The organism is Allobosea sp. 05T439 (genome assembly GCF_056396005.1).
On record NZ_JBFTKP010000003.1, the window covers coordinates 193,187 to 205,820 of the forward strand.

General features: G+C 66.5%; 13 protein-coding genes and 1 pseudogene. 6 read left to right on the forward strand and 8 right to left on the reverse strand.

The features are described 5' to 3' along the window. Positions 1 to 8: 8 nt before the first annotated feature. The gene (locus AC1DIO_RS04870; RefSeq protein ID WP_441504689.1) at positions 9 to 911 is read left to right on the forward strand and encodes a LysR family transcriptional regulator; all 903 of its coding nucleotides are present in this window, start codon (positions 9 to 11) and stop codon (positions 909 to 911) included. Between the two features lie 6 nt (positions 912 to 917). Here AC1DIO_RS04870 and AC1DIO_RS04875 read toward each other — a convergent pair whose 3' ends face one another. Continuing rightward, positions 918 to 1,220: a HigA family addiction module antitoxin gene (locus AC1DIO_RS04875; RefSeq protein ID WP_441488612.1), complete on the reverse strand. Its 303-nt coding sequence runs from the start codon at positions 1,218 to 1,220 to the stop codon at positions 918 to 920. Next, the gene (locus AC1DIO_RS04880) at positions 1,220 to 1,507 is read right to left on the reverse strand and encodes a type II toxin-antitoxin system RelE/ParE family toxin (protein ID WP_441488613.1); all 288 of its coding nucleotides are present in this window, start codon (positions 1,505 to 1,507) and stop codon (positions 1,220 to 1,222) included. The genes AC1DIO_RS04875 and AC1DIO_RS04880 overlap by 1 nt, the downstream gene beginning before the upstream one ends. A gap of 444 nt (positions 1,508 to 1,951) precedes the next feature. On the opposite strand from AC1DIO_RS04880, the gene msrB reads away from it, so the two are divergent. From msrB to AC1DIO_RS04900, 4 genes are read left to right on the forward strand one after another with little or no spacing between them, the layout of a single operon-like run. Further along, complete coding sequence (gene msrB, locus AC1DIO_RS04885; protein WP_441488839.1) at positions 1,952 to 2,434, forward strand: peptide-methionine (R)-S-oxide reductase MsrB; 483 nt, start codon at positions 1,952 to 1,954, stop codon at positions 2,432 to 2,434. 11 nt (positions 2,435 to 2,445) lie between these two features. After that, positions 2,446 to 4,278 (forward strand): cytochrome c biogenesis protein DipZ, encoded by a 1,833-nt coding sequence (locus AC1DIO_RS04890; RefSeq protein ID WP_441504690.1) that lies wholly within the window; start codon positions 2,446 to 2,448, stop codon positions 4,276 to 4,278. Positions 4,279 to 4,293: 15 nt separating this feature from the next. Then, positions 4,294 to 5,046, forward strand: coding sequence for a peptide-methionine (S)-S-oxide reductase MsrA (gene msrA / locus AC1DIO_RS04895; protein WP_476853179.1), 753 nt, complete (start codon positions 4,294 to 4,296; stop codon positions 5,044 to 5,046). 35 nt (positions 5,047 to 5,081) lie between these two features. Continuing rightward, positions 5,082 to 5,495 carry an NUDIX hydrolase gene (locus tag AC1DIO_RS04900; RefSeq protein WP_441504691.1) on the forward strand — a complete coding sequence of 138 codons (414 nt, stop codon included), beginning with the start codon at positions 5,082 to 5,084 and terminating at the stop codon, positions 5,493 to 5,495. A 37-nt stretch (positions 5,496 to 5,532) separates the two neighbouring features. On the opposite strand, the gene AC1DIO_RS04905 is transcribed toward AC1DIO_RS04900, so the two are convergent. Further along, positions 5,533 to 6,423: a LysR substrate-binding domain-containing protein gene (locus AC1DIO_RS04905; protein ID WP_476853180.1), complete on the reverse strand. Its 891-nt coding sequence runs from the start codon at positions 6,421 to 6,423 to the stop codon at positions 5,533 to 5,535. Between the two features lie 234 nt (positions 6,424 to 6,657). Between AC1DIO_RS04905 and AC1DIO_RS04910 the strand changes: the two genes are divergently transcribed. Next, on the forward strand, positions 6,658 to 7,449 hold the full coding sequence (locus AC1DIO_RS04910) for a class I SAM-dependent methyltransferase (protein WP_476768961.1): 792 nt from the start codon (positions 6,658 to 6,660) through the stop codon (positions 7,447 to 7,449). Between the two features lie 17 nt (positions 7,450 to 7,466). Here AC1DIO_RS04910 and AC1DIO_RS04915 read toward each other — a convergent pair whose 3' ends face one another. The 5 genes and pseudogenes from AC1DIO_RS04915 to AC1DIO_RS04935 all read right to left on the reverse strand — a co-directional run. Continuing rightward, positions 7,467 to 7,892 carry a DUF779 domain-containing protein gene (locus AC1DIO_RS04915; RefSeq protein WP_476853181.1) on the reverse strand — a complete coding sequence of 142 codons (426 nt, stop codon included), beginning with the start codon at positions 7,890 to 7,892 and terminating at the stop codon, positions 7,467 to 7,469. A 212-nt stretch (positions 7,893 to 8,104) separates the two neighbouring features. After that, the gene (gene adh / locus AC1DIO_RS04920; RefSeq protein ID WP_476853182.1) at positions 8,105 to 9,622 is read right to left on the reverse strand and encodes an aldehyde dehydrogenase; all 1,518 of its coding nucleotides are present in this window, start codon (positions 9,620 to 9,622) and stop codon (positions 8,105 to 8,107) included. Positions 9,623 to 9,780: 158 nt separating this feature from the next. Beyond that, entirely contained in the window at positions 9,781 to 10,755 is a 975-nt protein-coding gene (locus AC1DIO_RS04925) for a GAF domain-containing protein (RefSeq protein WP_441504696.1), read from the reverse strand. Between the two features lie 336 nt (positions 10,756 to 11,091). Further along, positions 11,092 to 11,907 (reverse strand): 3-methyl-2-oxobutanoate hydroxymethyltransferase, encoded by an 816-nt coding sequence (panB, locus tag AC1DIO_RS04930; RefSeq protein WP_441504697.1) that lies wholly within the window; start codon positions 11,905 to 11,907, stop codon positions 11,092 to 11,094. Between the two features lie 88 nt (positions 11,908 to 11,995). Beyond that, positions 11,996 to 12,409 (reverse strand): annotated as a pseudogene (locus AC1DIO_RS04935) (cell wall hydrolase); the annotation flags it as partial. Positions 12,410 to 12,634 lie beyond the last annotated feature (225 nt).

Consider the following 12,634-nt stretch of genomic DNA (forward strand, 5'->3'; position numbering starts at 1 on the left):
TCGGGACAATGAAGACAGGCCTCGGCGAATACGACGCGATCGCCGCCGTTGCGCGGCTCGGCAGCTTCCGGGCAGCCGCAACCGAACTCGGCATGTCCTCCTCGGCGCTGAGCCATGCTGTGGCTGCGCTGGAGGCGCGACTGGGGGTGCGGCTGTTCAACCGAACGACGCGAAGCGTTGCGATGACCGATGCCGGCGAGCAATTCATCGCCCGGATCGCTCCGGCGCTCGCCGAGATCAGCGGCGCGATCGAGGGCATCAACAGCCATCGGCAAACCCCGGCCGGCACGCTGAGGATCAACACATCGGCCGGCGCGGCGCGAATGGTCCTGACGCCGGTGATCCTGGACTATCTCAGGCGCTACCCGGACATGAACGTGGTGCTCGTCACCGAGGGACGCCTGGTCGACATCGTCGGACAGGGCTTCGACGCCGGTATCCGGCTGGCGGAGACGGTCCCGCAGGACATGATCGCGGTTCCGATCGGCCCCGCCTTGCGACAGGTCGTGGTCGGATCGCCCGGCTATTTCCAGGGGCGCACCAGGCCTGTCGTGCCGGGCGACCTGCTCCAGCACCGATGCATCCGCGCGCGGATGGCGAGCGGCGCGATCTATCACTGGGAGTTCGAGCAGCGCGGCGAGCAGGTCGAGATCGATGTGCCGGGATCACTCACCCTCGACGAAATGACCCTGATGCTGGAGGCGGCCCTGGCCGGGACCGGTCTTGCCTATCTCAGCGAATGGTCGGTCGCACCGCATATCGCCTCAGGGGCACTGATCCCGGTGCTGGAGGACTGGAGCCCGCCCTTTCCCGGCCTCTGTCTCTACTATCCCGGCCGCCGGCACGTCCCGGCGGGCCTGCGCGCGCTGATCGCGCTGATCCGGGAGACGAATGAACGGAGCCGCAAATAGACGGCCTCAGGCAGCCACGGCGATCCGTTGCACCTTGATGTCGTCTTCATGGGCCCTGGCCTCGGCGAGATCATGCGCCGCCTGCATCCGCAGCATCGTATCGGCGCGGACGCCGAACGCCTTCTCGAAGCGGATCGCCATCTCGGCCGACAAGCCGGCCTTGCCGTTCAGAAGATTGCTCATGGCCTGACGGGTCACGCCCAACTTCTCCGCGGTGACGGTTACGCTCAGCCCATGCGGCAGGACGAACTCGGTCTTAAGCCACGCCCCCGGGTGGACGGCGAAGCTTGGATGAAGCTTGATGGCCATCAGTGACAATCCTCCAGATCGATGTCCTCGATCGCGCCCGCCTCGTTGATGTGAAAGGTCATTCGCCAGTTCTTCGTGACCGTGAGCGACCAAACGCCAGAGCGATCGCCAGTCAGAAGGTGAGCGCCGAAATTGGGCGGAATGTTCAGTTCTTCGACTGCCTCGATCACGGCCAGATAGGCCAGCATATTCCGAAGTCGTCCGACGAGATTGCCAGGCACCCCCTTGGCTCTCCCTGTCTCCGCGAACGTCCGGAGCGCCTTATGCCTGATGCTCTCGATGTCCACGCCGACGATGTAGGCCCGCAGCCGTCACGCGTCAAGTGTCGCTTTACACCCAGAAGGCAAGCCGCAGCTGGCTTGTAGACGTGCCATCCTGCCCCCGCGACATTGCCCCAGCTCCGGAAGCCCCGCCCGGCTGCGATTGACGTGGTGCCGATCTGGTCCAGCCGCATCCGTCCCGTTGGCCGCCGCGGGGCGGGAGTGCCTTCGGCGCGGGCTTCTCGCCATGCGTGTAGCGGCCCCGCGTTGCGCCCTCATGGATACAGCGCCGGGCCGTTCGCGGCCCCGTGTCATCGCCCCTTCGCGATAGCCGGCCGGGATGAGATTGCGACATCACGCAGCGATCACATGGTCGCGCGGTGAGCGCTATGCCCATGGAAGAATAGCGGTCTCGTCGCTAGCTTGTTCGGGGACACAGGAATCATCCCGGAGCGGGAGGCCAGCACCATGATGACGAGGCGACATATCCTGCTGAGAAGCGCAGGCCTTGCGGCGGCATCATCGCCCTTGCTGGCCCTCATCGCGCGTTCCGAGGTGACCTTCCCCGTCACCCATACCGACGCCGAATGGCGCCGCCTGCTCAAGCCCGAGCAATACGCCGTCCTGCGCCAGAGCGGCACGGAGCGCCCCTATACGAGCCCGCTGCTGAACGAGAAGCGCCGTGGCGACTTCGCCTGCGCCGGCTGCGACCAGCCGCTTTTCTCCTCGACCACGAAATATGACAGCGGCACCGGCTGGCCGAGCTTCTGGGCGCCCCTGGACAAGGCGGTCGGCACCGAGACCGACAACTCGCTCGGGATGCAGCGCACGAGCGTGCATTGCAGCCGCTGCGGCGGCCACCAGGGCCATGTCTTCAACGACGGTCCGAAGCCTACCGGCCTGCGCTACTGCATGAATGGCGTTTCCATGACCTTCAAGCCGATGGCGGCCTGAGAGCGGCAGCGATGACCCTGTTCCTGCTCGCCTATCTCGGCGGTGTGCTGACGATCGTCAGCCCCTGCATCCTGCCTGTCCTGCCCTTCGTCTTCGCCCGTGCGGGCCAGCCCTTCCTGCGCAGCGGGCTGCCGATGCTCGTCGGCATGGCCGCGAGCTTCGCCGGCATCGCGACGCTGGCGGCCGTCGGCGGCAGCTGGGCCGTCGAAGCCAACCAATATGGCCGGCTGATCGCAATCGGCCTGCTCGCCGTCTTCGGGCTCGCGCTGCTGTTCCCCTCCCTTTCGGACTGGGCGACACGCCCGCTGGTGGCGCTCGGCGGCCGCCTCTCCGAGCAGGCGGAACAGGGCAAGGGCGCAGTCGCGCCTTCGCTGCTGCTCGGCGTCGCAACCGGCCTGCTCTGGGCGCCCTGCGCCGGGCCGGTTCTCGGACTGATCCTGACCGGAGCGGCCCTGCAGGGGGCGAATGCCGGCACTTCGCTCCTGCTGCTCTCCTATGCCGCCGGAGCTGCAACCTCGCTCGCATTGGCGCTCCTGGTCGGCGGCCGGGTCTTTTCCGCCATGAAGCGCTCGCTGGGCGCCGGCGAGTGGCTACGGCGGGGTATGGGTGTTGCGGTGTTGGCTTCGGTCGCGGCGATCGCGCTCGGGCTCGACACCGGCTTCCTGACACGCGTCTCGCTGGCGAGCACATCGGCGCTGGAGCAACGGCTGGTCGACCGGCTCCGGCCGGAAACAGAGGCGCCCGGACAGTCCCCGGTGGCCATGCAGGGCGGCCCGGCGATGACGGGCGCCAACCCCGCCATGATGGCCGCGAACCCGGCCATGACGGGCGGCAACGCCATGATGATGCAGGGCAAGCCTGCGCAGGCGAGTGACGAACTGCCCGTCGAGGGCGTGATGCCGGTGCTGGCGGGGGCGGTCGAATGGTTGAACTCGCCGCCGCTGACCAATGAGCAGCTCAAGGGCAAGGTCGTCCTGATCGATTTCTGGACCTATTCCTGCATCAACTGCCTGCGGACGATCCCCTATGTCCGCGCCTGGGCCGAGAAGTACAAGGATCAGGGTCTGATGGTGATCGGCGTGCATACGCCGGAATTCGCCTTCGAGAAGACCATCGGCAACGTCAAGAAGGCGGTGAACGATCTTCAGATCGGCTACCCCGTCGCGATCGACAATGATTTTGCGATCTGGCGCGCCTTCAAGAACCGCTATTGGCCGGCGCATTACTTCATCGACGCGCGAGGCCGGGTCCGCCACCATCAGTTCGGCGAGGGGGACTATGACGCCTCCGAACGGGTGATCCAGACGCTGCTGGCCGAGGCCGGCAGGACCGGTACGCCGACAGAACTCGTTGCGGTCAAGGCCGTCGGCGCGGAAGCCGCATCCGATGCCGGCAATGTCCGCTCGCCGGAGACCTATCTGGGCTATGAGCGGGCGGAAAACTTCGTCTCGCCCGGCGGGATCGTCCAGGACACGCACCGGACCTATGCGCTGGGCCAGCCCCGGCTCAATGAATGGGGCCTGTCAGGCGGCTGGACGATCGGTGCGGAGCACGCCGCGCTGGACGACAAGGATGGTAGCATCGGCTTCCGCTTCCATGCGCGCGACCTGCATCTGGTTCTCGGCCCGGGAGCGGATGGCAAACCGGTGCGCTTTCGCGTCACCATCGACGGCGCCCCGCCCGGCGACGACCATGGCATGGACAGCGATGCCGACGGCCAGGGGATTGTGAGCGAGCAGCGGCTCCACCAGCTCATACGCCAGAAGGGCGAGGTCGGCGATCGCCTGTTCGAGATCCGCTTCCTCGACCCCGGCGTACAGGCCTATGCCTTCACCTTCGGCTGAACAGGGAGATTGGACATGACACATCCACGCGCCAAGACCGCCGGATCGCCCGTCGCGCGCTACGGCCGGCCTGCCCTCGCCGCCCTGGCGCTGATCGGGCTCGTCGGCCTCGGCCTGCGGATTTCACCATCGGCCGCCGAGAATGCACCCCGCGCGATTCCCGCCCTGTCGGCCGCTGAACCGGCCCCGCAAGCCACGTCCGAAGTCGCTGTCCTGGCCGGCGGCTGCTTCTGGGGCGTGCAAGGCGTCTTCCAACATGTCGACGGTGTCAGCAATGCCGTCTCCGGCTATGCCGGCGGCGAGAAGGCGACCGCCCGCTACGAGCAGGTCGGTTCGGGCCGTACCGGCCATGCCGAAGCCGTCCAGATCACCTATGATCCGCGCAAGATCAGCTATGCGCGCATCCTGCAGGTCTATTTCTCGGCAGCGCATGATCCGACCGAGCTCAACCGCCAGGGTCCCGATATCGGCACGCAGTACCGCTCGGCGATCTTCCCGACCAATGCGGACCAGGCCCGGATCGCCAAGGCCTATATCGCCCAGCTCAACCAGGCCAGGGCCTTTAACGCGGCGATCGTGACCAAGATCGAGCCGGACCGGCCCTTCTACCCGGCCGAGGCCTATCATCAGGACTTCCTGACGAAGAACCMGAGCCACCCCTATATCGTGATCAACGACCTGCCGAAGATCGAAAGCCTGAAGCGCCTGTATCCCGCGCTCTATCGCCCGGACCCGGCGCTCGTCGCCAAGACCGGTCTCTCCAACTGAAGGAACTGACCAATCGGCCTGCCGGACAGATGCCTTTGAACACCCCGCCGACGATCAGGATCGCGGCCGCCCTGCTCACGGACCGACAGGACCGGCTGATCCTGGTGCGGAAGCGCGGCACCAGCGCCTTCATGCAGCCCGGAGGCAAGATCCAGCCCGACGAGACGCCGCTGGCGGCGCTGATACGCGAGCTGCACGAAGAACTCGGCCTTGTCGTCGCGCCGTCGTCGCCGCGCTATCTCGGCTGTTTCGCGGCGCCTGCAGCCCATGAGCAGGGTTTTACCGTCGAGGCGGAGCTGTTCAGCCTGTCCACGGATCGGACGCTCGCCCCCGCCGCGGAGATCGCGGAGCTGATCCGGTTCGATCCGGCTTGCGCGCCCCATCCCGAACTCGCCCCGCTGACGCGCGATGCCATCCTGCCGCTCCATCGGACACGCGCCGGTTCCTGACACGCCGTCTCCCGCGATCTCGGCGACAGGCGACGGCTCAGGGGGCGGCAGCTTCGGCGGCAAATTCTTCGGCGATCCAGACGAGGAAGGCGCGCGCGGCCGGTGAAACGCCATGATCCCTGGCGGGGATGGCGGCAAGGCCATCGGCGAACGGAACAAACCCGCAAGGCGCAACCAGCCTGCCGGCCGCAAGGTCTTCCCCGCCCATGCGCTGCTCGACAAGCGCCACGCCCAAGCCCGCCAGCGCCGCCTCGATGCAGAGATGCGTGTGCGGAAAGAAGAGCTCCGCCTCGTGGCTCGCCGTCAGGCCCGTATTGACCTGCCAGGTCTCCCAGGCGCTCGCGCTGTGCTCATGGGCAATCCGGGTCGAGCAGACCAGGCGCTCGCCGTCCCGCGTGATCGCATGCCCGGGAGCGCAGACGGGCCCGAAGGCGATATCGGTCAGGCGGATCGCCCTCTCCCGGTCGCGCGCGGGATAGGAGCGGCGATCCCAGACCAGCACCAGATCGGCGCCCTGGTGCCTGATCTCCTGCGCGGAGGTCATCGACAGGCGTAGCCGGATCTCGGGATGGCGACGGTAGAAGCCCTGCAGATGCGGCACGAGCCAGCGCATGGCGAAGGTGGCGCTGCAGGCCACATGCACGCTCGGCCCGCGCGCCTCCTCCAGCACGCGCAGCCAGCCCTGCTCGAGCGCATCGAGCGATCCGGCGACGACCTGCCGCAAGGCCTCGCCGCGTTCATTCAGCCGCAAGCCGGTCCCCGCCTTCTCGAAAAGCTCCACACCCGCATGATCCTGCAGGCTCCGAAGCTGGCGGCTGACCGCGCCATGGGTTCGGCCGAGCTCCTCGCCCGCACGCGTCACCGAGCCGAGACGCGCCGTCGCCTCAAAGGCCCTGAGGGCGGAAAGCGGCGGAAGCTTGCGCGGCATGACTGATGGTCCGTGAGTTTAGCTCACCATGATCGGATTTTAACTCGATAGCATGAGGGGCAGTGTACCTCTAGAAGAACCGCCATGGCCGGCCAGCTTTCAGTCGATCCCGTGTCTTCATGGGCGGGTCGAGGAAGGCAGGTGGCTGTGCACTGAGTTAACGGAACGCAGGCGATGCGCGGCGCAAGGCCCGCACGCATCTGCCAGCCCCTTTGACGCAACAGGGAGGTCTCGATGACGGTCGGTTCGGTGAATCCACGCCAAGCGGACGGCAGCGCCGGGGACGCGAATTACGGCGTCATCGGCGCGGGCTATACCGCGTATCGGCAGCCCGAGCCGGCAATTGCCGCCCAGATCGAGCAGGCCCTCGGCACCGCGCGGACCGTGCTGAATGTCGGAGCCGGCGCAGGCTCCTACGAACCGCGGGATCGCGACGTCACGGCCGTCGAGCCCTCGGCCTCGATGCGCGCCCAACGTCCCGCCGATCTCGCCCCTGCCATTGACGCGGTCGCCGAGGCGCTGCCTTTCCCGGACGGGCATTTCGACGCCAGCATGACGACCTTCTCCATCCATCAATGGAAGAACCTGGAGGCCGGGCTTGCCGATATGCGGCGCGTGACGCGCGGACGGGTCATCATCCTGAGCTGCGACCCCGATCTCGTGCAACGCTTCTGGCTGAACGATTACGCGCCCGAGGTTCTCGCCACCGAGGCCCGCCGCTACCCCGCGCTTGGCCGGATCCGCACATTGCTCGGCGGCCAGACGCGCGCCGACCCGGTCGCCATTCCCTTCGACTGCCGGGACGGTTTCAACGAGGCCTATTATGGGCGCCCGGAACGCCTGCTCGAGGCCGGTGCCCGGGCGGCGAATTCGGCCTGGAGCTTCGTCGGCGAGCCGGTCCGCGCGGGCTATGTCGCCGATCTCCAGCGCGCGCTCGAAGACGGCAGCTGGGACACGCGTCACGGGGCATTGCGCCGGCAAGCGGCTTTCGATGGTTCGTTGCGGCTGATCATCGCMGAGCCGTGAGGCCGGCCGGACCCAGCTCAGCTGGMGGAGCTGATTGTTCCGCCGTCGAGGCGGCACATCTCCTCGCCGGAAAAGGCACGCGAGCGCGTGAGGAAGCGCTGCTCGGTGCCGTTTTCCAGCGAGAACATCCCGCCGCGCCCAGGGACGACGTCGATGATGAGCTGGGTATGGCGCCAGAGAGCGAATTGCGAACCGCTGATATAGACCGGAACGCCGCCAACCTCGCCCAGCTTCACGTCCTGATCGGAGACGATGAAATCGCCCTGCGGATAGCACATCGGCGAGGAGCCATCGCAGCAGCCTCCCGACTGATGAAACAGAATGTCTCCGTGCTCGGCCTGCAGCCGCGAGATCAGGCGCAAGGCGGTCGGAGTGGCGGTGACCTGCTCGATACCTTGTGCCTGCTCGATGACTGGGACCTGTCCGATGACGTGCTCGCTCATGCCGGAGCTCCCCGTGGCGTGGGACGACCAAAACCTGCCGTAGGCCCAGGCTCAACGCCGGGCCATGCGGCTTGAGGGAGAGCCCGGCACGCCAGCAGCAACGTTCGCTGCGGGCGTGCCGGGCCTGTGCCCATGGAGGGGCGGGCAAACGCCTGAAGAAGCCAGCTTCTTCAGGGAGAAGCTGAACATCTTCAGGAGAAGCCCCAGGGGCTTCAGAAGAAGCCGAGCTTCTTCGGGGAGTAGCTCACCAGCATGTTCTTGGTCTGCTGGTAATGGTCGAGCATCATCTTGTGGTTCTCGCGACCGATGCCGGACTGCTTGTAGCCGCCGAAGGCCGCATGCGCGGGATAGGCGTGGTAGCAATTGGTCCAGACCCGGCCCGCCTGGATCGCGCGGCCGAAGCGATAGGCGCGATTGCCGTCACGGGTCCAGATGCCGGCGCCGAGGCCATAGAGCGTGTCATTGGCGATCGAGAGCGCCTCTTCGTCGTCCTTGAATGTCGTGACGGAGACGACCGGCCCAAAGATCTCCTCCTGGAAGACCCGCATCTTGTTGTGCCCCTTCAGGACGGTCGGCTTGACGTAATAGCCGCCCGCCAGATCGCCTGGCAGCTCGTTTCGCGCCCCGCCGATCAGCACCTCGGCGCCCTCCTGCCGGCCGATATCGAAATAGCTCAGGATCTTCTCGAGCTGCTCGGACGAGGCCTGCGCACCGATCATCGTCGCGCTATCCAGCGGGTCGCCCTGCTTGATCGCCTCGACGCGCTTCAGCGCCTTCTCCATGAAGCGGTCATAGATGCTCTCATGGACCAGGGCGCGGCTCGGGCAGGTGCAGACTTCACCCTGGTTCAGCGCGAACATGACGAAGCCTTCGATTGCCTTGTCGAAGAAATCGTCATCCTCGAGCGTCACATCCTTGAAGAAGATGTTCGGCGACTTGCCGCCCAGCTCCAGCGTCACCGGGATCAGGTTATGGCTGGCATATTGCATGATCAGGCGGCCGGTCGTGGTCTCACCGGTGAAGGCGATCTTGGCGATGCGGTTGCTCGAGGCGAGCGGCTTGCCGGCCTCCAGGCCGAAGCCGTTGACGATGTTCAGGACGCCCGGCGGCAGGATGTCCGCGATCAGCTCGGCCAGGACGAGGATCGAGGCGGGCGTCTGTTCTGCCGGCTTCAGCACGACGCAATTGCCGGCGGCGAGCGCCGGCGCCAGCTTCCAGACCGCCATCAGGATCGGGAAGTTCCAGGGAATGATCTGGCCGACGACGCCGAGCGGCTCGTGGAAGTGATAGGCGACCGTATCATGGTCGATTTCGGAGATGCCGCCTTCCTGCGCGCGCACCGCGCCGGCGAAATAGCGGAAATGGTCGATCGCCAGCGGCATATCCGCAGCGGTCGTCTCCCGGATCGGCTTGCCGTTGTCCCAGGTCTCGGCCAGCGCGAGAAGCGCGAGATTCTCCTCCATCACATCGGCGATCTTGTTGAGGAGCAGCGCCCGCTCGGCGGCGCTGGTGCGGCCCCAGGCACCCTTGGCGGCATGGGCGGCGTCGAGCGCCGCCTCGATGTCGTTCGCGTCGGAGCGCGCGACCTCGCAGAGCAGCCGGCCATTCACCGGAGAGGTGTTCTCGAAATAGCGCCCTGACTGGGGCTCGGCCCATTTGCCGTTGATGAAATTGCMATAGCGCGCCTTGAACGGCGTCGCGGTCGTGCGGTTGAATTCGGGCTTGTTCATCTCATCCTCCATCGCAGCGCTGTGAGGCCGCGCCCTGGAGGGCAGGATCGGCCGCAATGCTTGGCGTTGTCAGGAGGCGTGCGGCGCTTTCAGATGCCCGACTGTCTCAGCTTTGCGACAGGTTTTGGAAGAGATTGCATGTTCGGCCACCCGTGCGCTCACCGGCCGCGCTGGAGCCCGAGCCTTGTCAGCTTCCGGTGCATGGTGGCGCGGCTGACCCCGAGCATGCGCGCCGCCGCCGAGACATTGCCATTGGCCCGCGCTAGAGCCCGCTGCACGACGCCGCGCTCGGCGGCGCTCAACGCCTCGGCAGGCCTTGCCTCGTCACCCGCCAGGAGATCGTCGGCGGGAAACGGGTGCGCGAGGCGCTCGTCGGTCAGCCCATAGGCCAGCCGCGCCGCCCGGCTCGCCCCGATGACGAGATCCTCCTTGTCGACAGCCAGCAGACCTCCGCCGCCGCCGAAGCGGTCCTGGGCGACGACGATGCGTGCCTTGGGAAAAACCATCCGGAAATGATGAGCCTCGATCCTGTGCGCCGCCTCGAGCGTCGCGCTGGCGACAAGCTTCAGCATGGCCGGCGTCAGGTCGGCCCGGCAGGTCGAGACATCCAGCGTCGCGATCAGCCGCCCCTGCGCGTCCCAGATCGGGGCGACGCTGCAGCTCAGGCCGATATTGCGCGTCAGGAAATGCTGGTCGCGGTGGATCGTCAACGGACGCCCCTCCGCGAGGCAGGTTCCGACGCCGTTGGTGCCCTCGCTGGCCTCGCTCCAGACCATTCCGGTCCAGAGCCCGATATTGCGGAAATCGACATCGTCGCCGACGACGCCCCGTCGATCGAGCGGCACGCCCTCGCGATCGGTGAACAGCACGCAGCAGCCGGCATCGCCGACCGACTGGAAGAGCCGATCAAGGGTCGACTGCGCCACTCGGATCAGCGGATCCAGGCGTTCGAAGGCGGCATCGAATTCATGCTGGCTGAGCCGCCAGGGCGGCCGGGCGTGGTTGGGATCGAGCCCGTATCTGACCGCGGAACGCGACCAGGACGCCGCCACGGCCGATTGCGCCACTGCCGCAGCGTTGTTCAGTGTCGAATATATCCGATCAGCGTGCAGGCCTCGCGCAGTCTCGACCATGCTCGGCATCCATTTCCACCCGCTTCGCACCGTCATTGCCAGCCGAGGCGCGTCACTACCGGCAGCCATGCGATTTTCGGCATGTTCCGGCCGTTCCGGCACCGCTGTCAACCGTCCGATAGGCGGAGGTCAGGATAGGAAAGCGTTCTGGTAGGAATTGACGAAGCCGATCGTTATATTCCAACTTATATAATGAAAGATCGCGCCGAGGCCATTCTAACGGAGGCCGCCCCGGAGATAGCGGGCGCATCCGACTGATAATGTCCGTCCCTCGCTGCCTGCATTGCAGCGACAGATCGGCGGCCGGCCACATGCCCCTGCGGCCGGAGCCGGCTCTCAGTAACTGTGCTCCGCCCCCGGGAATTCCTGGCTCTTCACCGCGGCGACATAGGCCTCGACCGCCTGCTGGATCGAGCCCGCGCCGACCATGAAGTCCTTGGAAAAGCGTGGCCTCTTGCCGGGATAGACGCCGATCGCGTCGTGGAGGACTAGCACCTGGCCATTGCAGTTGACACCGGCGCCGATCCCGATCGTCAGCATGGCGTCGCTCGCCTCGCCAATCTCGGCGGCGAGCGTCGACGGCACCATTTCCAGCACGAGGAAGCGCGCACCCGCCTGCTCCAGCGCGGCGGCGTCGGCCTTGAGCTTGGTCGCAGCATCAGCCGATTTGCCCTGGACCCGGTAGCCGCCGAGCTGGTGCACCGATTGCGGCGTCAGCCCGAGATGGCCGCAGACCGGGACGCCGCGCTCGACGAGAAATCGAACGGTTTCGACGGCATAGTCGGAGCCTTCGAGCTTCACCATATGGGCGCCGGCAGCCATCAGCCTGGCGGCGTTGTGCATGGCTTGGGCAGGACCTTCCTGATACGAGCCGAACGGCATGTCGGCCATGATGAAGGCGCGCCTGGCGCCGCGCGCCACGCAGGCCGTGTGATAGACCATCTGCTCCATGGTCACGGGCAGGGTCGTGGCGTGCCCCTGCAGCACATTCCCCATGGAATCGCCGATGAGCAGGATCTCGACACCGCAGCTCTCGAGCAGGCTCGCGAAGCTCGAATCGTAGCAGGTCATCATCGCGACCTTCTCGCCCGCCGTTTTCATCCGGGCGAAATCGGCCAGCGTGAGGGCGCGGGCATCGGACAGATAGGCCATAGGCATGACTCCCGGCGAGACTGATCGCCGCGCAACCTATAGGGGCCGCGCTCGCAATTGCGAAGCGAGCGCCGGCCTCAGGTCCGGGTCACCCTGAATGGGCCAGTCCGGTCGTGCCGCGGCTGTAGAAGATGTGGCGGCCGATCACATCCATCTTCTTCAGCCTCTTCGCCCAGGAGGGCTGGACATAATCGGCGTGATAATGCGTGGAATCGCCGACCTCCACGAGATAGGTCCGGCCCTCGTAAACCTCACGTGCGATGCGCTGGGCCACCTGCCACTGCTCCGGCTCCTTGATGCGCAACGACTTGCCTTCGCAGGCGAAGGTGAACTGGCAGGCGAGCCTGCGGTGGCGGTTCTGATAGACGACGCCGCAGACGGACCCCGGATAATACCCGCTCTTGACCCGGTTGAGCACCACCTGGGCGACGGCGACGCGCCCGTCCTCCGCTTCGGAGCGCGCCTCGAAATAGATCGCCTCGGCGAGGCAGCGCTGCTCGCTCGCCAGCGTGTCGCCGTCGACGACGACCGGCACGCCGGTGAGAATGAGCTGCGTGGTCGCCAGGGTCGTGGCGGGCGGCTCGACAAAGGCCGCAAGCGAAAGCAACGCCAGTGGGGCGATGCGCTTCATGGGGATACTCCGGGGGGTAAGGGTCAAGCCGTGCGTTCGCGGTCCGGATCCATCGTCGGCAGGATCAGCGGCCCTTGTGGCTTGGTCTGTTTGCTG